Consider the following 22,158-nt stretch of genomic DNA (forward strand, 5'->3'; position numbering starts at 1 on the left):
CCATGGACCTGACGATCCTCTACCGCGGCCCGCTGGCCTCGTGCGACTACGACTGCCCGTACTGCCCCTTCGCCAAGCGCCGTGACAGCCGCGCCCAGCTGACCGCCGACCGCGCCGCGCTGGAGCGCTTCGCGGGCTGGGCGGCCGGGCGGACCGACGACCGGCTCTCCCTGCTGTTCACGCCGTGGGGCGAGGGCCTGGTGCGCTCCTGGTACCGGCGTACGCTGGCGGAGCTGAGCCGGCTTCCGCACGTCCGCCGGGTGGCGATCCAGACCAATCTGAGCTGCCGCACGCAGTGGCTGGACGAGGCCGACCTGGACACGCTCGCCCTGTGGTGCACCTTCCACCCGGGCCAGACGCCCTACGACCGCTTCCTGGCCAAGTGCCGCGAGCTCGCGGACCGCGGCGTGCGCCACAGCGTGGGCGTGGTCGGGCTGCCGGAGCACCTGGAACAGGCCGACCGGCTGCGGGCCGACCTCCCGGACCACGTCTACCTGTGGGTCAACGCCGCCGAGGGCCACACGTACACCGACGCCGAGGCGGCGCGGTGGACCGCGCTGGACCCGCTCTTCCCGTACAGCCGGCATCCGCACCGCAGCGCGGGCCTGCCGTGCCGCACGGGCGAGTCGGTCGTCTCGGTGGACGGCGAGGGCACGGTGCGCCGCTGCCACTTCGTCCCCGAGGAACTGGGCAACCTCTACGACGGCTCCTACCGCGCGGCCCTGCGCCCGCGCGCGTGCCCGCTGGCCGTCTGCGACTGCCACATCGGCTACGTCCACCTGGAGACGCTGCCGTTGTACGACGTGTTCGCGGGCGGGGTCCTGGAGCGGATCCCCGCCGCGCCGCCGCCGGGGCGGACCCCGCTCCCGCTCCTGCCCTCCCTGATTCCGTAGCGGGCGGCCGACGCCCCCGCGTCAGCCCTTGCGGCCGACGCCTCCCCAGAAGGCTGCGCGGGCGTGCTCGCCCTCCTGCGCGGAAGGGGAGTCCGGGCGCCACCGCGGCACCTGCACCAGGCCGGGTTCGACCAGGGAGAACCCCTCGAAGAAGGGCTCGATCTGCGGCTTGCTGCGCAGGTTGAGGGTGGAGGTGGCGTTCTTGTACGCCTCACCGGCGTCGGCGTCGACGTCCCGGTGGAAGTCGGTCGTGCCGTGGCTGAGGATCAGGAAGCTGCCGGCCGGGAGGTTCTTGGTGAGGGTGCGCACGATCCCCGCCGGGTCCTCGTCGTCGCGGACGAAGTGCAGCAGCGCGACGAGCATCAGGGCGACGGGCTCGTCGAAGTCGATCAGCTCCCGGATGGTGGCGTGCTCCAGGATGGTCTCGGGCTCGCGGACGTCGCCGAGGAAGAAGCCCGCGTTGCCGGTGTTGGTGAGCCGCGCGCCGGCGTGGGCCGCGACGATGGGGTCGTTGTCGACGTAGGCGACCCGGGCCTCGGGGACGACGGAGCGGGCGACCTCGTGGGTGTTGGGCGAGGTGGGGATGCCGGTGCCGATGTCGACGAACTGCCGGACGCCCTGCCCCGCCGCGTAGCGCACCGCGCGCTGCATGAAGTCCCGGTTGGCGCGGGCGCTGGGGCGCGCGTCGGGGGTCATGCGGATCACCATCTCGGCCGCCTCGCGGTCGGCCTCGTAGTTGTCCTTGCCGCCGAGGTAGTAGTCGTACATCCGGGCCGGGTGCGGCCGGCTGGTGTCGATCTCCTCCGCGGGGAAGCCCTTGTCGGTCAACGCCCTGCTCCGTTCGGATTCCGGCGACCCTTGCGGGCCGAGGTCGGTGCGGTCATCTCGTCGCCGTCGTGGGTCCGCTCCATGGTCACGTCTCCCTGTGGATGCCACCGAGGATCCGCTCGGTGCTCTGGGTGGGTGCGGCCTGTGCGCACATCCGGTCCAGTGCCTCCAGGAACGCCGAGACGTCGTCGCGGTCGTCGAAGTAGACGCCCCCGACCAGGCTTTCCGAGTAGACGACGTCCGGGAGCTCGTGCGTCTGGAACCGGAAGATGTGGAACGGGCCGTACATGGCGGGGTGCGGTCCGGCCGTGAACGGCATGATCTGGAGTCGTACGTTGGGCAGGGCGCAGGAGTCGATCAGCTTGGCGATCTGTGCGCGCATGACCGCCGGACGGCCGATGGGTCTTCGCAGCACCGTCTCGTCGATGACGATCCAGACCAGCGGCGCGTCCTCGCGGGTGAGCAGGGCCTGGCGCTCCATGCGCAGCGCGACCCCGCGTTCGATCTCCGCGTCGCCGGCGCCCGGGTTCCCCGCCCGCAGCACCTCGCGCGCGTAGTCCTCGGTCTGCAGCAGTCCGGGGACGTAGTGCGGCTCGTAGGCGCGGATGACACCGGCCTCGCCCTCCAGGCTCACGAAGGCGCTGAACCAGTCCGGCAGGACGTCGCGGTAGCGGTGCCACCAGCCCGGCTGGTTGGCCTCACGGGCCAGCGCCAGGAACCCCTCGACCTCTTCCGGGTCGGCGACCCCGTAGGTGCGCAGGAGCTTCTCGACGTAGGGGATCTTCAGGCCGACCTCGGCCTTCTCCATGCGGCGGACGGTGGCGTGGGTGACGTCGAGCGCCCGGCCCGCGTCCTCGAAGGAGAGTCCCGCCTTCTCACGCAGGTCCTGGAGCCGTTTTCCGAGCACCACACGGAGGACGGTGGGGGCACCGGCTGACCGCGCGTCCGTCACGACCACTTCCCCAACTCCCCTCTGCCACAGGCAGTGTGTCATGCCGTCAACGAAAACCGACAGTGCGCATCGGCCGTTCTGTAAATTACAGATCGCATCTTGCCAACAGTGAGAACGGGACCGCATAGTTAGCGACGTGGCCTCCTCACCAGACGCTCTGCGGTTAGAGCGCCGTGGCGACCTCGACGCCCGTCGCTGCCAGGACCTCTTCCGTTTGCCCGCTCACGGGTCCTCGGTCGCCGACGCACGCCATCGCGTGCGGGCACGGTTGCGGGAGTGGGAGGCGGACGAGGGACTCCGCGACGACGCCGAGATGATCGTTTCCGAGCTCTTCACCAACGCCGTCATGCACACCGGCAGTGAGTTCATCACCTGCGGGCTGCGCTACGACGGCACCCGGCTGCGCCTCGAAGTCAGCGACCAGGGGCACGCGCCGACTGCGCCCCGGCCGCGGGCGGCGGGCGTCGACGAGGAGGGCGGCCGCGGGCTGCTGCTGGTGGGCGCGCTCTCGCAGGCCTGGGGCGTCCGGCCCACCGACGACGGTGGCGGCCGTGTCGTGTGGGCCGAACTCGCCTCCGGAGCCTCGTCCTTCTGACGCCGCGCCCGCGCGCGGTACGCCCAGGGCCCGCCGGCTACAGCGGGAGCAGGTCCGGGCGCTTGGGCTCCACGTTGTCGCCGGAGGACTCCCCGCGCAGTCGCCGGCCGATCCAGGGCACGAGGTACTCGCGCGCCCACTGGATGTTGTCCCGCCGGATCTCGGCGGGCGCGCGGAACGGCTCCGGCGGCCACGCCTGGTCGGGGTCGGCCGGAACCTCGAGGCCCAGCACCTGCGCGGCGCGCAGCGCGACCCTGGTGTGCCCCTCGGGCGACAGGTGGAGGCGGTCGGAGTCCCAGGCCCGGCGGTCCTGGACGGAACGGAGCGACCACAGGTCCAGCACCGGGGAGTCGTACCGGTCGGCGATGGCGCGCACATGGGCCGTGTAGGTGGCGATCTTGCCGCGCAGATGGCGCAGCACGGGGATGCCGCGGGTGTCGAAACCGGTGCACAGCACGACGGTGCCGACGGAGGCGGTGAGGCGGGCGACCGCCGCCTCGTAGCGCTCCGCGACGTCGTCCGGGTCGCTGCCGGGGCGGAGGATGTCGTTGCCGCCCGCGCAGAAGGTCACGAGGTCGGGCGCGAGCTCCACGGCCCGCGGCACCTGCTCCTCGACGATCTGGTCGAGCAGGCGGCCGCGCACCGCGAGGTTGGCGTACCGGAAGTCGTGCTCCGGGCGACGGTCGGACAGGAGGACCGCCAGCCGGTCGGCCCAGCCGATGAACGTCGCGTCGGGACCCGGATCGCCCACACCTTCCGTGAAGCTGTCCCCCAGGGCGGTGTACGACCCGATGGCGGCACTGTTGTTTCTCTTCGAATCGTCTGGCACGTCAGCACATACTTCACCTCCTCAAGTGGCCTACGCCACCGTAACCAAGGGTTGACGGGGGGTGATGTATCCCACCCGGCCGGATCCGCCGGAAGCGGAATACGGCGGTGTCGCGCCCGCCGCCCACAGCCCCTCCCGCGATCACATACCGGGCGGTACGGGCCGCGCCCGGGGTGTCGTAAGGTCGGGAGTGGTCCGGCCGCCGGTGAACCGCACCGTCCGGCCCCTGAGCGAAGGAGCCCCGGTGACCGAGCAGACGCCGCAGACCGCCCCGTCGGAACCCGAGCTGACCGGGGTGCGCAACTTCCGCGACGTGGGCGGCCTCCCGACGACCGACGGCCGCCGGGTGCGGTACGGACGGCTCTTCCGCAGCGGCCACCTGGCGCACGCCACCGCCGATGACGCCGCCTTCCTCTCCTCCCTCGGGCTGCACACGGTCTTCGACTTCCGCAACGCCTCCGACATGAAGCTGGAGGGCCCGGACGTCGAGCTGCCCGGCGTGCGGAACGTCAACATGCCGCTGAGCGACCCGGCCTCGGGCGCCGAGTTCTGGACGACGGTCCGCGACGGCGACATCGCGGCGCTGCGCGAGATCCTCGGCGAGGGCCGCGCCGCCGCGCGCATGGTGCAGGCCTACCGCCGCATCGTGCTGGACCGCACCGCCGAGCACGCCCGCATGCTGGAACTGCTCGCCGAGGACGAGTCGGTGCCGGCGCTGCTGCACTGCGCCGCGGGCAAGGACCGGGCCGGGACCTCGGTCGCCGTCATCCTGCTCGCCCTCGGGGTCGAGCGCGGCGCGATCGTGGAGGACTACCTCAAGAGCAACGAGGCCCACCGCCGCTACCGCATCAAGCGCGGCGACGACGCGGAACCGGCGACCACCCCCGAGGTCATGGAGCTGCTCGGCCCGCTCTTCGACGCGCGCAAGGAGTACCTGGAGACCGCCTTCGACACCATCGAGGAGCACTGGGGCTCGGTGGACCGCTACCTGGAGGAGGGGCTCGGCCTCACTCCCGGGCGTCGCGAGCGGCTGCGCGCGCTCTTCCTGGACGGCGCGCAGCCGGCCTGACACGAGGCGGCGGCGCCGCCCTACTTGGCCCCGGCCAGGTGGAAGATCAGGAAGAAGAACGCGGCGATGACGTGGACCCCCACCAGGTAGATGAAGGTGCGCACCTTGAAGCCCATGGGGGCCTTGCCCCCGGAGTTGCCGGACACGGTCAGTCCTCTCGTCATGCGCCGTGGGGGCGCGGGGAACGGCCGTCGCCCAGGCACAGCTCTGCGACGGAACTCCGCAGCAGCGTGTGGACGAACAGCAGATCGACACCGTTCGGCGAGGCCGCCGCGATGCGGTGCGGGGTGAGCGAGTCGAAGTGGGCGCTGTCGCCGGGCACCAGCCGGTGCACGGCGTCCCCGAGGGTGAGCCGCAGCTCGCCCCCCAGGACGTACAGCCACTCCTCGCCGGCGTGGACGCGGACCAGCCCCTCCTGGGGGCCGGGCGGCACGTGCAGCCGCAGCGCCTGCATGGCCCGCCCGGGGTTCCCGGCCGGCCAGTACGTCCAGCCGCCGGCCTCCGCGGGCGGCACGGAACCGCCGCGGACGACCGGATCGCGCTCGGGGGAGGTCTCGCCGAGCAGGTCGGACACCGTGGTGCCGTAGGTGCGGGCGAGGGTCAGCAGCATGGGGAGCGAAGGCTGCCGCTGCCCGGTCTCCAGCCGGGACAGGTGCGCGGGCGAGAGCCCGGCGCGGGCCGCGGCCGCCTCCAGCGTCAGCCCGCCCCTGCGGCGCAGCGCGCGCAGCTGGGGGGCGACGTCCGGCAGGGGCGCCTCGTCCGCGGATGGTGAGGTCATATCTCAGGTATAGACGCGGTTCGCCCCTGAGGCAAAAAATTTGTCTCAGGGGCAAAGCGTCGTGGGCCGGACGCCGGCCCGGGTCAGCGGCCTGCGACGGCCTGCTTCACCAGTGTCCTGCCGAACTCCCACATCAGGCCACCGCCGCCGTGTGCGTCGTCCATCACGGCGGTGAAGGCGTCCACGAAACGGTCCACCTCGCGCTCCCCGATGACCAGCGGCGGGATCAGCTTGATCACTTCCAGGTGGTCCCCCGAGACCTGGGTCAGGATACGGTGCCGCTGCAGCAGCGGCACGACCACCATCTGCGCGAACAGGCCCTTGCGGGCCGCCTGCAGCATCGTCCAGCGGCTGCGCAGCCCCAGCGACTTCGGCCGGCCGAACTCGATGCCGATCATCAGGCCCCGGCCGCGGACCTCGTGCAGCAGCTCGTAGCGGTCGACGAGGGCGGCCAGGCGGTCGCGGAGCAGGTCCCCGGTGGCCCGCGCGTTGGCGACGACCTTCTCGTCCTCCATCACCGCCAGGGTGGCCAGCCCCGCGGCCATGGCCTGGGCGTTGGAGCCGAAGCTGGCGGAGTGCACCAGCACCCGGTCCATGGACGAGTAGACCTTCTTGAAGATCCAGTCCTTGCCGAGGGTGGCACCCACCGGCACGTAGCCGCCCGACAGCGCCTTGGCCACGCACACCAGGTCCGGCTCGACGCCCTCCTCGTGCCGGTACGCGAAGAAGTCGCCGGTGCGGCCGATGCCGGTCTGCACCTCGTCGGCGACGAGCAGCGCCTTGTGCCGGTGCAGCAGCTCCTGCGCCGCCCGCAGGTAACCGGGCGGCGTGGCGTGCACGCCCTTGCCCTGGATCGGCTCGACGATCAGCGCGGCCACGTCGCCCTTGGCCAGCTCCCGCTCCAGGGCCGCCAGGTCGCCCAGGGGCACGGCGGTGTCGGGGAGCAGCGGGTCGAAGCCCTCACGGAAGCCGCCCTCGCCGTTGACGGACAGCGAGCCGGTGGTCAGCCCGTGGAACGCGTGGTCGCAGTAGAGCACGTGGGGCCTGCCGGTGGCGTAACGGGCGAACTTCAGGGCCGTCTCGACGGCCTCGGTGCCGCTGTTGCCGAAGAACACCCGGTCGAGACCCGGCGCGTACGACAGCAGCTTCTCCGCGAGCAGTCCCGGCAGCGGCTGGCAGTCGAAGCGGGTGAGGTCGGCCAGCCCGGCGTCCAGGACGTCGTGCAGCGCCTTGCGGACCACGGGGTGGTGGCGGCCCAGGCCCATCACCCCGAAGCCGGCGAGCATGTCGAGGTAGTCCCGGCCCTCGTCGTCCCAGAAGTACGCGCCCTCGGCCCGCTCGTAGACCTTGTCGAAGCCGATGGTGTGCAGCATGCGCGGCAACTGGTGGTTGAGGTACCTGGCGTGCAGGTCGTAGCGCTCGGCTCCGCGCTCGGCCAGCAGCGTCGCCAGGTCGAACCCCTTGGGCTCAGGTTCGGGCGGTGTCATCGCTCACGTGCCTCTCGTTCGGGTGCTGCTCGTTCACCGCGAGACGGGCCAGGGTGGCCCCGATCCGGCCGGCGATCTCGGCGGGGGTGAGCCCGATGTCGGCCAGCACCTCGCCGCGCTTGGCGTGCGCCAGGAACTGCTGCGGGATGCCGAAGTCCCGGACCGGCACGTCGGTCTCCGCGTCGCGCAGGGCCTGCGCCACCGCGGAACCCACGCCCCCGGCACGGCCGTTGTCCTCGATGACGGCCACCATGCGGTGCCGGGCGGCGAGCGCGGGCAGCTCCGCGTCGAGCGGCTTGACCCAGCGGGGGTCGACGACCGTGACGCCGACGCCGCGTTCGCGCAGCAGGGCGGCCGCGGCCAGGGAGACCGAGCCCAGGGCGCCGACGGACACCATCAGCACGTCCGGCCGGTCGCCGCGGTGCAGGACGTCCATGCCGCCGACCCGGTCGATGGCCGGCAGGGCCTCGCCGACGGTCTCCTTGGGGAAGCGGACGACGGTGGGCGCGTCGTCGACGTCGATCGCCTCGCGGAGCTGGGCGCGCAGTTGGTCGGCGTCGCGCGGCGCGGCGATCCGCAGGCCCGGGACGACCTGGAGGATCGACATGTCCCACATGCCGTTGTGCGAGGCGCCGTCCTCGCCGGTGACGCCCGCCCGGTCCAGCACGAAGGTGACACCGCACTTGTGCAGCGCGACGTCCATCAGGACCTGGTCGAAGGCGCGGTTGAGGAAGGTCGCGTACACGGCGACCACCGGGTGCAGGCCGCCGGTCGCCAGGCCCGCCGCCGAGACCGCCGCGTGCTGCTCGGCGATCCCGACGTCGTAGACGCGGCGCGGGAAGGCCTTGGCGAACTTCTCCAGCCCGACCGGCTGCAGCATGGCCGCCGTGATCGCCACGACGTCCGGGCGCTCGGCGCCGATCCGGACCATCTCGTTGCCGAAGACCGAGGTCCACTTCGGGCCGCTCGACGGGGTGAGCGGTTCGCAGGTGAGCGGGTCCATGGCGCCCACCGCGTGGAAGCGGTCCGCCTCGTCGCGTTCGGCGAAGGCGTAGCCGCGGCCCTTCTCGGTGAGGCAGTGGACGAGGACGGGACCGTGGAAGCGCCGGGCCCGGCGCAGCGCGGACTCGACCGCGGTCACGTCGTGGCCGTCGATCGGGCCGAGGTACTTCAGCCCCAGGTCCTCGAACATGCCCTGCGGGGCGAAGGCGTCCTTGAAGCCCTTCTTGGCTCCGTGCAGGGACTCGTACAGCGGCTTGCCGACGACGGGCGTCTGCTGGAGCACCTGCTTGCCCCAGGCCAGGAAGCGCTCGTAGCCGTCGGTGGTGCGCAGGGTGGCCAGGTGGTTGGCGAGACCGCCGATGGTGGGGGCGTAGGAGCGCTCGTTGTCGTTGACGACGATGATCAGCGGACGGTCCTTGGCGGCGGCGATGTTGTTCAGCGCCTCCCAGGCCATGCCGCCGGTGAGCGCGCCGTCTCCGATGACGGCCACGACGTGGTCCTGCCGGCCGAGCACCTGGTTGGCCTTGGCCAGGCCGTCGGCCCAGCCGAGCACCGTGGAGGCGTGGCTGTTCTCGATGACGTCGTGCTCGGACTCGGCGCGCGAGGGGTAGCCGGACAGGCCCCCCTTGCCGCGCAGCTTGGAGAAGTCCTGACGGCCGGTCAGGACCTTGTGGACGTAGGACTGGTGACCCGTGTCCCACAGGATGCGGTCGGCCGGCGAGTCGAAGACCCGGTGCAGGGCGACCGTCAGCTCGACCACGCCCAGATTGGGTCCCAGGTGCCCCCCGGTCCTGGCCACCGCCTGCACCAGGAATTCACGGATCTCCACGGCGAGTTCGCCCAGCCGCTCCGGCGGAAGGGCCTTCAGGTCGCGTGGACCACGGATGTTCTCGAGCAGCGACACTTTCCCACCTCGCTCCCCTACTGGGGATTGTTTCGCTTTAGCTCACACTGATCTGGGGCTCTCCTGACGGCACTCCGTCGGCCTGCATGCGCTCGGCGAGCTTCATGGCCTCCTCGATGAGGGTCTCCACGATCTTCGACTCCGGCACGGTCTTGATGACCTCGCCCTTGACGAAGATCTGCCCTTTGCCGTTGCCCGAGGCCACCCCCAGGTCCGCCTCGCGCGCCTCACCCGGACCGTTGACGACACAGCCCATCACCGCCACCCGCAGCGGCACCTCCATGCCCTCGAGACCCGCCGTCACCTGGTCCGCCAGCTTGTACACGTCCACCTGCGCACGACCGCACGACGGGCACGAGACGATCTCCAGCCGCCGCTGCCGCAGGTTCAGCGACTCCAGGATCTGGATGCCGACCTTGACCTCCTCCGCCGGAGGAGCCGACAGCGACACCCGGATCGTGTCCCCGATGCCCTCGCTCAGCAGCGCGCCGAACGCCACCGCCGACTTGATCGTGCCCTGGAACGCCGGACCCGCCTCGGTCACGCCCAGGTGCAGCGGATAGTCGCACTGCGCCGCCAGCAGGCGGTACGCGTTGACCATCACCACCGGGTCGTTGTGCTTCACCGAGATCTTGATGTCCCGGAAACCGTGCTCCTCGAACAGCGAGCACTCCCACAGCGCCGACTCCACCAGCGCCTCTGGGGTGGCCTTGCCGTACTTCTCCAGCAGACGCCTGTCCAGCGACCCGGCGTTCACCCCGATCCGGATCGGCACACCCGCCTCGGAGGCCGCCTTGGCGATCTCCTTCACCTTGTCGTCGAACTGCCGGATGTTGCCCGGGTTCACCCGCACCGCCGCACAGCCCGCGTCGATCGCCGCGAACACGTACTTCGGCTGGAAGTGGATGTCCGCGATCACCGGGATCTGCGACTTCCCCGCGATCTGCGGCAGCGCGTCCGCGTCGTCCTGCGAGGGGCAGGCGACCCGGACGATCTGGCAACCCGCCGCGGTCAGTTCGGCGATCTGCTGCAGGGTCGCGTTGACGTCGGCGGTGAGCGTGGTCGTCATGGACTGGACGGAGACGGGGGCGTCGCCGCCCACCGCCACCGACCCGACCTGGATGCGCCGCGAACGGCGGCGCTCCGCGAGCGGCCGGGCCGGCACGGAGGGCAGGCCGAGCTGGACGGGCTCGACAGCTGTCATCGCGACGTCACTTCCCGCGGTTGCCGGCGATGGTCTCACGGGTGGCCCTGATGGACTCCTTGAGGGAGGTCATCGTGGCCAGGACGGCGGTCGGCTCGTAGCCGCAGTGCGCCATGCAGTTGGCGCAGCGCGGGTCCTTGCCACGCCCGTACTTGCTCCAGTCGGTGTCCTCGACGAGCTCCTTGTACGTGGTCACGTAACCGTCGCTCATCAGGTAGCAGGGGCGCTGCCAGCCGAACAGGGAGTAGTTGGGGATCGCCCAGGCGGTGCAGGGGAAGTCGACCTTGCCTTCGAGGAAGTCCAGGAAGAGGGGGCTGTGGTTGAGCCGCCACTTCTTCCGGTTGCCGCCCGAGAAGGCCTTCTTGAACAGTTCCCGGGTCTGCTCCACGCCCAGGAAGTGCTCCTGGTCGGGGGCCTTCTCGTAGGCGTAGGCCGGCGAGATCATCATCTCGTCGACCTGCAGGTCGTCATTGAGGAAGTTGAGCACCTCGATGATGGTCTGCGGGGTGTCGGTGTTGAAGAAGGTCGAATTGGTGGTGACCCGGAATCCGCGCTGCTTGGCCTCCTTGATCGCCTCCACCGCCTCGTCGAAGACGCCTTCCTTGGCGACCGACTCGTCGTGCCGCTCGCGCAGTCCGTCGATGTGCACGGCGAAGGCGAAGTAGGGCGAGGGGGTGAACTTGTCCATCTTCTTGCGCAGCAGCATGGCGTTGGTGCAGAGGAAGACGTACTTCCGCTTCGCCACCAGTTGCCGCACGATCTCGTCGATCTGGGGGTGCATCAGCGGCTCGCCGCCGGCGATCGACACCATCGGCGCGCCCGATTCGAGGACGGCGCCGACGGCCTGCGCCACCGGCATGCGCTGCTTCAGCACACCCGCCGGGTGCTGGATCTTTCCGCAGCCCTCGCATTTCAGGTTGCACGCGAAGAGGGGCTCGAGTTCGACGATGAGCGGGAACTTCTCGCGCCTGCGGAGCATTTTCTGTTCGAAGAGATAGGTGCCGACCCTGATGGACTGTCGGAGTGGCATGGCCATCTAGCTCACCTCCAGGGGAGCGCGGTAGAGCGGTGCCAATCGAGAAAGGCAGGAAGCAGGTCCCTCAGCACGCGGAAAGCGGTGATCCCCGTGCGGAGCGTGCCGACGCGTACGAGCTCGAACTCGGGCGTGTCGACGACCACGCGGGCCGCGGCGACCGGGCGTGGACCCCGGGCGAGCGCGGCCCGCATCATCGCCGCCGACTCCATGTCGACGGCGACGGCACCGGTGGCCCGGAGCGCCGCCCGCTCCGGGCCCCGTACGACGTGGTCCGACTCGGCGAGCCGGCCGACGTGCACGGTGTGTCCCGCCGCCTTGAGGGCGGCGGCGAGTGATTCCCCGTCACGCGGCTCGTCGGCGACGACCACGTCGCCCGGCCGCATCCCGGGGGCCAGCCCGGCACAGAAGCCGGTGGTGAGGACCGCCGCCCCGTCCAGGGCGGGGTCGCGCAGCGCGGCGGTGACGGCGCGTTCCGCGGCCTGGGGCCCCATGCCCGTGCGCACGAAGGCGACCGGGCCCGCGGCGTGGCTGCGGTCGCCGCCGCGCAGGGCGAACCGTTCCACCCGTAGCGCGCAGACGATGAGCAGAGGTGGGCCGGCCGGCCCCATCAGGCCCCCTTCCGTAGCCCGCCGAACGGCTCGCCGTGCACGTAGCGCCCGAGGGCGGTGAGCGGGAAGACCATCCGGTAGAGGTGGTAGTTGATGGAGAAGTCCCGGGGGAAGCCGGTGCCGGTGAAGTACGGCTCGTCCCAGGACCCGTCCTCCTTCTGGGTCCGGGCCAGCCAGCGCACCCCGCGCCGTACGGCCTCACCGTCGCGTTCGCCGGCCGACAGCAGGGCCAGCAGGGCCCAGGCCGTCTGGGAGGCGGTGGACTCGCCGCGGCCGACCCACTCGTCGGAGGAGTAGGAGCGCAGGTCCTCGCCCCAGCCCCCGTCCTCGTTCTGGACGGACTCCAGCCAGCCCACCGCCCGCCGGATCGCGGGGTGGCCCGCCGGGAGACCGGCCGCGACGAGGGCCGGGACCACCGACCCGGTGCCGTAGATGTAGTTGACGCCCCAGCGGCCGAACCAGGCACCGTTGCGCTCCTGTTCGGCGAGCAGCCAGTCGATGCCGCGCCGGGTGTGCGGGTCGTGCTCCAGGCCGAGGGCGGCCAGCATCTCGACCACGTGGGCCGTGACGTCGGCCGACGGCGGGTCGATGACCTCGCCGAAGTCGCAGAAGGGCAGGCGGTTGGGGAAGGCGCTGGTGTTGTCGGCGTCGAAGGCGCCCCAGGCGCCGTTCTTCGACTGCATCCCGACGTTCCAGCGCACCCCTAGGTCGACCGAGGCCTTCACCCGCTCCGGGTCCGGGTGGTCGACCCTGATCAGGGCGAGGACCACCTCGGCGGTGTCGTCGATGTCGGGGTAGGTGTCGTTCTGGAACTCGAACGCCCAGCCACCGGAGGGCAGGCCCGGCCGCTGCACGGCCCAGTCGCCGCGCTTGGTGATCTGCTCCCCCAGCATCCAGTCCACCGCCTTGACCAGCGCCGGGTCGTCGGCGGGGACGCCGGCGTCGGCCAGCGCGATGGTCGCCAGACAGGTGTCCCAGACCGGGGACTGGCACGCCTCGATCATCCGCGTGTCCTTGTCCGGCCAGACCGCGAAGTCGTCCAGCGCCTTGAGTCCGGCGCGCAGCACGGGGTGGTCGAGGTCGTAGCCGAGCAGGTGGAGCGCGATGACGGAGTACACGGCGGGCGGCTGGATGCCGCCGAAGCAGCCGTCGTTCTCCTGGCGTTCGATGATCCAGCGCGCCGCCGAGCGCATCGCGGCACGGCGCAGCGGACGGACGGTGACCTTGCGGTAGGCGTGCAGGGCCCGGTCGACCCGCTGGAAGAACCCGTCCCAGCTGGACAGCGGTGCCCGCGGGACCGGCGGATTGGGCCGCGCGGGGTCGGTGTGCAGCTCGTCGAGGGTGAAAGGGGCGGGCCGTACGGGCCGGTGGGCGCCGACGATCGTCAGCGGCACGATGGTCTGCCGGGCCCAGCTGGCGAAGGAGTAGATGTTGAGCGGGACCCACTTGGGCAGGTAGATGAGCTCGGGCGGCAGCTCCGGGAGGTCGTCCCAGCGCCACCAGCCGAACAGCGCGAGCCAGATCCGGGTGAAGACCCGTGACCGCGCGATGCCGCCCTGCTCGCGGACGAAGGCCGAGGCGGCGGCCATCCACGGGTCCTCGGGGGCGTCACCGGCGAGCCGCAGCGCGACGTAGGCCTCGACGGTGGCCGAGAGGTCGCGCGGCCCGCCGTGGAAGGTGGCCCAGGCGCCGTCGTCGCGCTGCTGGGACCTGATCCAGCGGGCGGCGGCCTCGATGACCCGTTCGTCCTGGATGCCGAGGAACTGACGGAGCAGCAGGTCCTCGGCGTCCATCGTCACGTTGGTCTCGAGGTCGCCCTTCCACCAGCCGTCGGGATGCTGACGCGCCAGCAGGTGGCCGGTGGCCCGGCGCGCGGCCTCGGCCGCGAGCTCCTCGGTCGTTCCGGTGCTGCCGCCGGGCCAGGGAACTGACGCCGGCTCCGGAATCGCGCCCGAGGTCTTCGTTCTCGCCGAGGGTGTCCCGCGGGCCGCCTCGCCCCCGGGACCGCCGTCGGTCGTCGCTGTCATGGCTTCCCCTTTGCACAGTCGTTCCGTCTGCGGTGTTGGGGCTGCCGTCGGCCGTCACGCGCGCCCGGCCGGCGACGTACTGCGCTCCAGTTGTGTCCTTACTTCTCGCGAACCACCACGAAATCCGCCAGGCCCACGAGCTTACGGCGAACTTCTCCCGGCATGTCCATTTTGTCGAGTGCGGCGATCGCGGTGGCGTACTGCCGGCGGGCTTCCCGGGAGGTCCACTCCCGGCCACCGGCCTCCTCGATCAACGCCGCCCTCGTCGCGAACTCTTCCTCGTCGAAGGACTCGATGTCATTACGGTCCGATGAATCCGCGGCCTTCGCATCCGCGGCCAGGAGTTCGGCCAGGCGCTGCGAGGCCGAGCCGCCCGCGGCCAGCGCCGCGACCACCGGCAGGGACTTCTTGCGCTGGCGCAGGTCGCTCCAGGTCTGCTTGCCGGTGGCGGCCGGGTCGCCCCAGATGCCCAGCAGGTCGTCGACGGCCTGGAAGGCCAGGCCGAGGTGGTAGCCGTACTCCTCCAGGGCGTCCGCGTCGGCCTCGGAGGCGCCGCCCAGCACCGCGCCGATGGAGCAGGCGCAGGCCAGCAGGGCGCCGGTCTTGTTGCCCTCCATCTCCAGGCACTCCTCGACGGTGACCCGCTCGCGGTGCTCGAAGGAGATGTCCTGGGCCTGACCGTCGATCAGCTTGCGGGTGGCGGTGGTGATCCGGCGGGTGGCCCGGCCGGCCTCGACGGTGCCCTGCTCCAGCAGGATCTCGTTGGCGAGGGCGAAGAGGGCATCGCCGACCAGGATGGCCTGCGCGGGGCCGTGCACCTTCCACACCGTGTCGCGGTGGCGGCGCTGCTCGTCACCGTCCATCAGGTCGTCGTGCAGCAGGGAGAAGTTGTGCACCAGCTCCACGGCGACCGCGCCGGGGATGCCCACCTCGGGGGCGGCGCCCGCCGCCTCCGCGGACAGCAGTGCGAGTGCGGGGCGTACGGCCTTGCCGCTGTCGCCGTGGGACGGGTTGCCCGCGGCGTCGATCCATCCGAAGTGGTAGGCGGCGACGGTGTCCATCGGGGGTGCGAGGCGGTCCACGGCGGCGCGCAGCACCGGCGTGGACAGCTCGCGGCCGCGCTCCAGCAGCACGGTCACGGTCTCTCTGTCGACGCCCGCGGTCATCTGCTCGTTGCCAGCGGTCACATTCTCTCCTCTGATTGCACTGGTCATGCTCATACCGGCTCCAGGCCTTCGATTGCGAAGGTACGTGGGTCGAAGGGGTGGCGGAGTGCGGTCAAAGCTGCTCGGGAGGCTTGCAAACCGCTGCGGACCGCGCTTTCCATCGTCGCGGGCCAGCCGGTGGCGGTCCACGCGCCGGCGAGCCAGACGCCCTGCGCGCGGGTACGGGGACCCGGGCGGAGGGCGCCGACACCGGGGGCGGGGGCGAAGGTCGCGGTCCGTTCCCTGGTGACGAAGAAGTCCAGTACGGCGGCCTCACGCGCGGCCGGGAGCAACCGCTCCAGCTCCGGCAGGTAGCGCGCCCGCAGCTCGGCCACGGGGAGGTCGATCTCCTCCTGGGCCGCCGACTGGGACAGGGCGACGTACTGGCCTTCGCCGGTCAGGCCGGAGTGCTCCGTACGGTCGAAGACCCACTGCACGGGGCTGCCGAGGGCGGCGAGGAAGGGCTGCCGCAGGACCTTGCGGTCGTACACGACGTGCACGTTGAGGATCGGCGCGGTGCCGATGCGCAGCAGCGCGTCCTGGTCCGCCAGGGCGCCGGCGGGCAGCAGCCCGTGGGCTTCCTGCTGGGGCACGGCCAGCACGACGGCGTCGGCCGTGAAGCGCTCGGCACGCCCTGGTCCGGACTCGGCCTCGACCTCCCAGACCGGTCCGCCGTCCCCGGCACCGCCCTCGGCGGACCGTACCGGCTCGGGCGCGTCCGTGCGGGTGAGCGAGGTGGCGCGGGTGCGCAGCAGGGTGCGCACGCCCGCCTTGTCCAGGGCGGTGCGGGCGCGGTCGTCGTGCAGCTCGCCGAGCGGGCGGGCGGCCCAGCCGATGTCCGCCGCGCCCGGCGCGGAGAGCAGCCCGGTCTTGAAGACCATGGCGGCCAGGCCCAGTGACGCCTCGTCGGCCGTGGCGTTGAGCGTCGCGACGCCGACCAGGTCCCACAGCGCCTCGACGGTACGGGCCGACTGGCCGTGCTCGCGCAGCCAGCTGCCGAAGTCGACGGCGTCCAGCGCCGGGTCGGTGGGGTCGAGCGAGCGCAGCGCGAGTGCGGCCCGCCCGACGGACGCCCGCTCGGCCAGGGACAGGTGCGGGTAGGTGGCCAGGCTGGCGGCCAGGTGCAGCGGTACGGGCAGCCCCGCGCGGCGCAGCCGGCCGAGCCGGGGCCGGGGGGTGGCCACGTCGAGCACCGGCACGTCGAGCCGGTCCTGGAGGGTGACGAGGTCGGCCGCGTCGATGCGTTCCAGGAACCGCAGGTAGGCGACGCAGCACCGCAGGAAGACGTGCTGGCCGTTGTCGACGGTCAGGGCGCCGCGCCGGAAGGAGAAGGCGAGCCCGCCGAGCCGGGGCCGGGCCTCGAGCAGGGTGACGCGGAGCCCGGCGTCGGCCAGTGCCAGCGCCGCCGTCGTGCCCGCGAGCCCGCCGCCGATCACGACGGCCGTGCGCTCAGCCATGCGTCCTCCCCCGGGTGCCTCCGCGCGCGGCGCGGCGCACCATTGCCGACAGTGACGCCTCCGGCACGGCGGCGGTTGCCTCACGGCGGCGGAAAACGGCGGTTTTCCGCGAGGCTGCCGCTCCCGTGCCGGTTGCGGTGCTTTTGCCGGTGCGGGGGAAGGGGCCCGCGGCCGGTGGGGCGGGCGTCACACGCGCCTCCTGGCGGCACGTCGGGCGTCGAGACCGGCGAGGCCGCGCGCCGCGACGTACGCTTTCTGGTGACCGGGCAGCGAGACCCGGCCCCGGAGGACGGCCTCGGGGTCGGCGGCGATGCGCTCCAGGAGGCGGCGGTAGATGCCGGCCATGGCGGAGACGCAGGCGCCGCTGCGGCGGTCCAGCATGGGCAGCAGCCGGTACCCCTCGGCGAACAGGGCGCGGGCCCGCTTCACCTCGAACTCGACCAGGCCCGCGAAGTCGGACCCCGGCGGCGGGGTGTCGGTGAGGAACCCGCCGGAACAGCCGAACTTCGCGAGGTCCTCGGCGGGCAGGTAGGTGCGCCCGTTGGAGGCGTCCTCGCGCAGGTCCCGCAGGATGTTGGTGAGTTGCAGGGCGAGCCCCAGGGTGTCCGCGTACTCCGCGGCGCGCTCCCGGCCGGGCGCGCCGGGCACGGTGCCGAAGACGCCGAGCGAGAGCCGGCCGATGGCGCCGGCGACGCACCGGCAGTAGGAGGCGAGGTCGTCCCAGGTCTCGTAGGTGTCGCCGCGCAGGTCCATCTGCACGCCGTCGATCAGCTCGTCGAGCCCGCCGAGCGGGAGCGGGAAGCGGCGGGCGGCGTCGGCGAGCGCGACGGCCACCGGGTCGGTGTCGTCCTCGGTGACGGCGCCCTCCCTGACCCGGGTGAGCAGGGCCCGGGTCCCGTCGAGCCGCTGCTGCTTCTCGGGGAGGTCGAGGTCGCCGTCGCCGATGTCGTCCACCCGCCGGGAGAAGGCGTACAGGGCGGACATGGCCTGTCGCTTGGGGGTGGGCAGCAGCCGGATGCCGTAGGCGAAGTTCCGGGCCTCGTGGCCGGTGACGACCTCGCAGTAGCGGTAGGCCGCGAGTACCGGGCCGGACATGCGATCGGAGCCGTTCACGGTCCGGCTCACCCCTCTCTTCGCAATGTCGACCCCACCTCGCGCAGCAGGCTGAACGTGCCCGCCTTGGGCGGACCCGGCAGCACGTCGTACCCCGCGTCCGCGATCGCCCGCAGGGCGGCGCGGCCTCCTCCGGCGAACCCGGCGAGCAACAGCCTGAGCCTGCCGTGGACGCTACCCACCAAGGGGGTGCCTTCATTCAGGAGGTCTCGGGCGCGTTCCGCTTCGTACGCAACCAGTGCGCGCACCTGTGCGCCTGCGTTCGCGGCGGTGAGATCGGTTTCGGTGACGCCGAAGCGCTTCATGTCCTCGGCGGGCAGGTAGATGCGGTCGCGGCCGAGGTCCTCGGCCACGTCCTGGAGGTGCTCGATGATCTGCAGTGCGGTGCAGATCGCGTCCGAACGGCGGATCCGTTCGGGTGTGGCGGTGCCGGTGATGCCGAGCACGAGCCGGCCGACCGGGTTCGCCGACAGCTCGCAGTAGGCGAGGAGGTCCTCGTAGGTGGCGTAGCGGCGGACGACCTGGTCCTGGCGGTTGGCCTCGACGAGGCCGAGGAAGGGCGCGGGCGTGAGGCCGTGGCGCCGGACGGTGGGCTGCAGGGCGCGGAGCAGCGGGTGGCGGACGTCGTCGGGGCCGGCGTCGAAGACCCGGCGCAGGTCCGCCTCGAAGGCGTCGAGCATGGCGAGGCGGTCCTCGGCCGCCTCCGCGGGCAGCCCCAGCCGTACCGCGTCCGTGCGGCCGCCGTCGGCCAGGTCCCCGTCGCCGATGTCGTCGACGAGCCGGGCGAAGCCGTAGACGGCCATCAGGTCGGCACGCCAGGAACGGGGGACGAAGAAGGGTGCGACGGGGAAGTTCTCGCGGGCCGCCTTGTCGAGGACGGCACGTGAATGGGGATCCGGCGCCGTGCCAGCCCGCGCCTCGGGCTTGAGACCGGTCACCGTGGACGTCCCGGCGTGCGGGCGGTGGGTGTTTTCTCCCCAGGGGTCCACAGAGCCATTGCCGTCACATCCCCCGTTCTACACCGATAGCCCATTACACCCAATTTCGGACACGCCGCTCCTATAATTCCTGCTCCTGGCTGTCCCGGCACTCGAACCGACTCTCCGGACGTATCGCCCGAGATCCGGCGATTGAGTACCGCTACAGCTTACGGCGCGGACCCGCTCCGGCGTGCGCCGGGGGGCGGACCGATGTCGATCCGAAAGCAGCAACGCACAAACCGTGGGTTCCTGTCCCCGGTGTCTCGCAAAATCCCGGGAAAATCATCGGCCTCATTCGCCCCGTGGTCCGCGCGCCGCGGATGCGCCGGGCGCGCGCCCACTCACTTGGCGTATCCGTACGGGGACCCGCCGGCGTCCCGGGCGAAGGGATCCGCGCCGGGTGGACGGCCGCCGTCGCGGCCGTGGCCGAGCGCGGTCGAACACCACGCGGGGGCGGGAGAGTTCGGCGGACCGCCCGGGACGTGCGCCGGCCCGCGCCTCCGGGCGGGGGCGCGGGCCGGCCTGCGGGGTCACTTCGCGGTGAACTCCTCGTACGCCTTCAGCACGACGTCCGTGGGGCCGTCCATGCGCAGCTCGCCCTTCTCCAGCCACAGCACGCGGTCGCAGGTGTCGCGGATCGACTTGTTGTTGTGGCTGACCAGGAAGACCGTGCCGGCCTCCTTGCGGAGCTCGCGGATCCGCGCCTCGGAGCGCTTCTGGAACGAGCGGTCGCCGGTGGCGAGCGCCTCATCGATCATCAGGACGTCGTGGCTCTTGGCCGCGGCGATCGAGAAGCGCAGCCGGGCCGCCATGCCGGAGGAGTAGGTCCGCATCGGGAGGGAGATGAAGTCACCCTTCTCGTTGATGCCGGAGAACTCGACGATCGAGTCGTAACGCTCCCGCACCTCGTCCTGCGACATCCCCATCGCGAGGCCGCCGAGGATGACGTTGCGCTCGCCGGTCAGGTCGTTCATCAGGGCGGCGTTCACGCCGAGCAGCGAGGGCTGGCCCTCGGTGAACACCTTGCCGCTCTCCGCGGGCAGCAGGCCGGCGATGGCGCGCAGCATGGTGGACTTGCCCGAGCCGTTGGAGCCGATCAGCCCGATCGCCTCGCCCCGGTAGGCGGTGAAGCTCACGCCGCGCACGGCGTGCACCTTGCGGACGTTCGGATCGCCCTTGCGGGTGACCAGACGGGACAGGGCGCCGACGGCACTGCCCTTGCTGCTGCCGGCGCCGTGCACCCGGTACACGATGTGCAGGTCGTCCACGATCACGGTGGGGACGCGCTCGCCGCCCTCGGCGGTCTCGTTGTGCTCAGCCACGGCCGTACCTCTCCTCGGCCTTCCAGAAGTAGACGAAGCCCCCGATGCCCATGACCACGGCCCAGCCCAGCGCCAGCGCCCACACGTGCGGGGGCAGCTGTTCGGAGGTGAAGCTGTCGATCAGCGCGAAGCGCATCAGGTCGATGTAGACGGCCGCCGGGTTGACGTCCAGGGCGATCTTGACCGCGGTCGGCGCGCCCGCCGCGAAGTGGCTGATGCTGTACATGACACCGGAGGCGTACATCCAGGTCCGCAGGATGAACGGCATCAACTGCGCGAGGTCGGTCATCTTGCTGCCGAGCCGCGCCATGACCAGCGCCAGGCCCGCGTTGAAGACGCACTGCAGGACGAGCGCGGGCACGACGAGGACCCACGACGGCCCGGGTACCTCGCCGGTCATCAGCACGATCGCCAGCAGCACGAACATCGACATCAGCAGCTGCTGCAGCTGGACCAGGGTGAAGGCGATGGGCAGGCTCGCCCGCGGGAAGTGCAGCGCGCGGATCAGCCCGAGGTTGCCCGAGACGGCGCGCACCCCCGCCAGCACCGAGGACTGGGTGAAGGTGAAGATGAAGACGCCGGTGACCAGGAAGGCGATGAAGTTGTCGACACCGCGGTCGGTGCCCAGCAGCAGGCCGAAGATGAAGTAGTAGACGGCCGCGTTGAGCAGCGGCGTCAGCACCTGCCACAGCTGGCCCAGCCGGGCCTGGGTGTACTGGGCCGACACGCGGGCCCGGGCGAACGCCGAGATGAAGTGACGGCGGCTCCACAGCTGCCGTACGTACTCGGCGAGACCCGGCCGGGCGCCGCTGACGGACAGGCCGTACTTGGCCGCCAGCTGGGACGGCGTGAGGCCGCCGCCCGCCGGGGGCACCGGGCCCACGGCGACCGCACCGCCGTGCGTTGTCTCGCTCACAGTTGACACTTTCGTCCTCTTGGCGCGCCACGGGCCGGGCCCGTCGCGCGGGGTCACTCATTTCCGAGCTTGTCAGATGATGGGGGGCCGGCCCAGTCGGGCGAGGCGCCACACGGTCCGCCACCGCATGGGCCGGCGCGGGCCGCTCGGGGTCGTCCAGCCCTCCTTGAATCCGCCGAACCACGCTCTCAGCGCGGGGCCCGAGGGTCTGCGCAGCAGGGTCAGCAGCATCCACACGCCGAGGTAGACGGGGACCAGGGCCCACGGCAGGTTGCGGCGGGCCAGCCACACGCGGTTGCGGGCCACCATCCGGTGGTAGACCGCGTGCCGGCTCGGAGCGGTCAGCGGGTGGAACAGCACCATGTCCGCGCGGTAGTCGATCATCCAGCCCGCGTCGAGGGCCCGCCAGGCGAGGTCGGTCTCCTCATGGGCGTAGAAGAACTCGTCGGGCAGGCCGCCGACCTCCTGGAAGACCTCCGTGCGCACCGCGTTGGCGCCGCCGAGGAAGGTGGTGACGCGCGAGGAGCGCAGCGGGTCGGAGGCCCGCAGCCGGGGGACGTGGCGGCGCTGGGTGGTCCCGGACTCCGGGTCGGCGATCCGGAAGCTGACGATGCCGAGCCGCGGGTCCGCGGCGAAGGCCTCACGGACCAGCTCCGCGGTGTCCTCGTTCGGCAGCAGTCCGTCGTCGTCCAGGAAGAGCAGGACGTCCACCTCGCCGCCACCGGGGCCGAAGGCCTCGATGCCGACGTTGCGGCCGCCGGGGATGCCCAGGTTCTCGGGCAGCTCGACGGCCCGCACCCCGGCGGGCAGCTCGGGCAGCGGCGAACCGTTGCCGACCACGGCGACCTCGATCGCCGGGCCGCGCTGCTTGGCGACCGAGTCCAGCAGGTCGCGCAGTTCCTCGGGGCGGTTGCCCATGGTGATGATCACCGCGCCGAGGCGGATCGTTCCGG

The 22,158-nt window shown here is 71.8% G+C and carries 21 protein-coding genes; 3 read left to right on the forward strand and 18 right to left on the reverse strand.

All coding sequences use genetic code 11. The annotated features are described in order from the left end of the window. The first annotated feature begins 2 nt into the window (after positions 1 to 2). Positions 3 to 893, forward strand: coding sequence for an STM4011 family radical SAM protein (locus ACFV3E_RS14120; RefSeq protein ID WP_500534939.1), 891 nt, complete (start codon positions 3 to 5; stop codon positions 891 to 893). Positions 894 to 914: 21 nt separating this feature from the next. On the opposite strand, the gene ACFV3E_RS14125 is transcribed toward ACFV3E_RS14120, so the two are convergent. Together ACFV3E_RS14125 and ACFV3E_RS14130 are read right to left on the reverse strand one after the other, a co-directional pair. Beyond that, a complete protein-coding gene (locus ACFV3E_RS14125) occupies positions 915 to 1,721 on the reverse strand; it encodes an SAM-dependent methyltransferase (protein WP_500534940.1) in 807 nt (268 codons plus the stop codon). An 85-nt stretch (positions 1,722 to 1,806) separates the two neighbouring features. Beyond that, entirely contained in the window at positions 1,807 to 2,673 is an 867-nt protein-coding gene (locus ACFV3E_RS14130) for a Sco1979 family transcriptional regulator (RefSeq protein ID WP_500534941.1), read from the reverse strand. Positions 2,674 to 2,809: 136 nt separating this feature from the next. Here ACFV3E_RS14130 and ACFV3E_RS14135 point away from each other — a divergent pair, with 136 nt between their 5' ends. Then, entirely contained in the window at positions 2,810 to 3,268 is a 459-nt protein-coding gene (locus ACFV3E_RS14135) for an ATP-binding protein (protein WP_500364187.1), read from the forward strand. 37 nt (positions 3,269 to 3,305) lie between these two features. On the opposite strand, the gene ACFV3E_RS14140 is transcribed toward ACFV3E_RS14135, so the two are convergent. Continuing rightward, complete coding sequence (locus tag ACFV3E_RS14140; RefSeq protein ID WP_500534942.1) at positions 3,306 to 4,097, reverse strand: SGNH/GDSL hydrolase family protein; 792 nt, start codon at positions 4,095 to 4,097, stop codon at positions 3,306 to 3,308. 244 nt (positions 4,098 to 4,341) lie between these two features. Between ACFV3E_RS14140 and ACFV3E_RS14145 the strand changes: the two genes are divergently transcribed. Next, on the forward strand, positions 4,342 to 5,166 hold the full coding sequence (locus ACFV3E_RS14145) for a tyrosine-protein phosphatase (RefSeq protein ID WP_500534943.1): 825 nt from the start codon (positions 4,342 to 4,344) through the stop codon (positions 5,164 to 5,166). Between the two features lie 20 nt (positions 5,167 to 5,186). Here the strand turns inward: ACFV3E_RS14145 and ACFV3E_RS14150 are convergent, their stop codons facing one another. The 15 genes from ACFV3E_RS14150 to ACFV3E_RS14220 all read right to left on the reverse strand — a co-directional run bounded on the left by ACFV3E_RS14150 (position 5,187) and on the right by ACFV3E_RS14220 (position 22,123). Next, on the reverse strand, positions 5,187 to 5,312 hold the full coding sequence (locus tag ACFV3E_RS14150; protein ID WP_500323865.1) for a DUF6126 family protein: 126 nt from the start codon (positions 5,310 to 5,312) through the stop codon (positions 5,187 to 5,189). 14 nt (positions 5,313 to 5,326) lie between these two features. Further along, positions 5,327 to 5,944 (reverse strand): helix-turn-helix domain-containing protein, encoded by a 618-nt coding sequence (locus ACFV3E_RS14155; RefSeq protein ID WP_500534944.1) that lies wholly within the window; start codon positions 5,942 to 5,944, stop codon positions 5,327 to 5,329. 83 nt (positions 5,945 to 6,027) lie between these two features. Next, the gene (locus tag ACFV3E_RS14160) at positions 6,028 to 7,431 is read right to left on the reverse strand and encodes an aspartate aminotransferase family protein (RefSeq protein WP_500534945.1); all 1,404 of its coding nucleotides are present in this window, start codon (positions 7,429 to 7,431) and stop codon (positions 6,028 to 6,030) included. Then, positions 7,412 to 9,337 carry a 1-deoxy-D-xylulose-5-phosphate synthase gene (gene dxs, locus ACFV3E_RS14165; protein ID WP_500534946.1) on the reverse strand — a complete coding sequence of 642 codons (1,926 nt, stop codon included), beginning with the start codon at positions 9,335 to 9,337 and terminating at the stop codon, positions 7,412 to 7,414. The genes ACFV3E_RS14160 and dxs overlap by 20 nt, the downstream gene beginning before the upstream one ends. A 37-nt stretch (positions 9,338 to 9,374) precedes the next feature. Then, positions 9,375 to 10,541, reverse strand: coding sequence for a flavodoxin-dependent (E)-4-hydroxy-3-methylbut-2-enyl-diphosphate synthase (gene ispG, locus ACFV3E_RS14170; RefSeq protein WP_500534947.1), 1,167 nt, complete (start codon positions 10,539 to 10,541; stop codon positions 9,375 to 9,377). 7 nt (positions 10,542 to 10,548) lie between these two features. Next, positions 10,549 to 11,577: an adenosyl-hopene transferase HpnH gene (hpnH, locus tag ACFV3E_RS14175; RefSeq protein WP_500534948.1), complete on the reverse strand. Its 1,029-nt coding sequence runs from the start codon at positions 11,575 to 11,577 to the stop codon at positions 10,549 to 10,551. Between the two features lie 5 nt (positions 11,578 to 11,582). Beyond that, a complete protein-coding gene (locus tag ACFV3E_RS14180; RefSeq protein ID WP_500364200.1) occupies positions 11,583 to 12,185 on the reverse strand; it encodes a phosphorylase family protein in 603 nt (200 codons plus the stop codon). Continuing rightward, entirely contained in the window at positions 12,185 to 14,212 is a 2,028-nt protein-coding gene (gene shc / locus ACFV3E_RS14185) for a squalene--hopene cyclase (protein WP_500534949.1), read from the reverse strand. Before shc ends, ACFV3E_RS14180 begins: the two co-directional genes overlap by 1 nt. Positions 14,213 to 14,310: 98 nt before the next feature. Beyond that, complete coding sequence (locus tag ACFV3E_RS14190) at positions 14,311 to 15,432, reverse strand: polyprenyl synthetase family protein (protein ID WP_500534950.1); 1,122 nt, start codon at positions 15,430 to 15,432, stop codon at positions 14,311 to 14,313. Next, positions 15,429 to 16,874: a hydroxysqualene dehydroxylase HpnE gene (gene hpnE / locus ACFV3E_RS14195; protein ID WP_500534951.1), complete on the reverse strand. Its 1,446-nt coding sequence runs from the start codon at positions 16,872 to 16,874 to the stop codon at positions 15,429 to 15,431. Before hpnE ends, ACFV3E_RS14190 begins: the two co-directional genes overlap by 4 nt. 186 nt (positions 16,875 to 17,060) lie before the next feature. Beyond that, positions 17,061 to 17,969: a presqualene diphosphate synthase HpnD gene (gene hpnD / locus ACFV3E_RS14200; RefSeq protein ID WP_499515199.1), complete on the reverse strand. Its 909-nt coding sequence runs from the start codon at positions 17,967 to 17,969 to the stop codon at positions 17,061 to 17,063. A gap of 26 nt (positions 17,970 to 17,995) precedes the next feature. Further along, positions 17,996 to 18,925, reverse strand: coding sequence for a squalene synthase HpnC (gene hpnC, locus ACFV3E_RS14205; RefSeq protein WP_500534952.1), 930 nt, complete (start codon positions 18,923 to 18,925; stop codon positions 17,996 to 17,998). A 572-nt stretch (positions 18,926 to 19,497) separates the two neighbouring features. Next, the gene (locus ACFV3E_RS14210; protein ID WP_500534953.1) at positions 19,498 to 20,289 is read right to left on the reverse strand and encodes an ABC transporter ATP-binding protein; all 792 of its coding nucleotides are present in this window, start codon (positions 20,287 to 20,289) and stop codon (positions 19,498 to 19,500) included. Then, a complete protein-coding gene (locus ACFV3E_RS14215; RefSeq protein ID WP_500534954.1) occupies positions 20,282 to 21,205 on the reverse strand; it encodes an ABC transporter permease in 924 nt (307 codons plus the stop codon). The genes ACFV3E_RS14210 and ACFV3E_RS14215 overlap by 8 nt, the downstream gene beginning before the upstream one ends. A 72-nt stretch (positions 21,206 to 21,277) precedes the next feature. After that, the gene (locus ACFV3E_RS14220) at positions 21,278 to 22,123 is read right to left on the reverse strand and encodes a glycosyltransferase family 2 protein (RefSeq protein WP_500372586.1); all 846 of its coding nucleotides are present in this window, start codon (positions 22,121 to 22,123) and stop codon (positions 21,278 to 21,280) included. Positions 22,124 to 22,158: the final 35 nt, after the last annotated feature.

The sequence above is a fragment of the Streptomyces sp. NPDC059718 genome (assembly GCF_042733315.1).
Classification (GTDB): Bacteria; Actinomycetota; Actinomycetes; order Streptomycetales; family Streptomycetaceae; genus Actinacidiphila.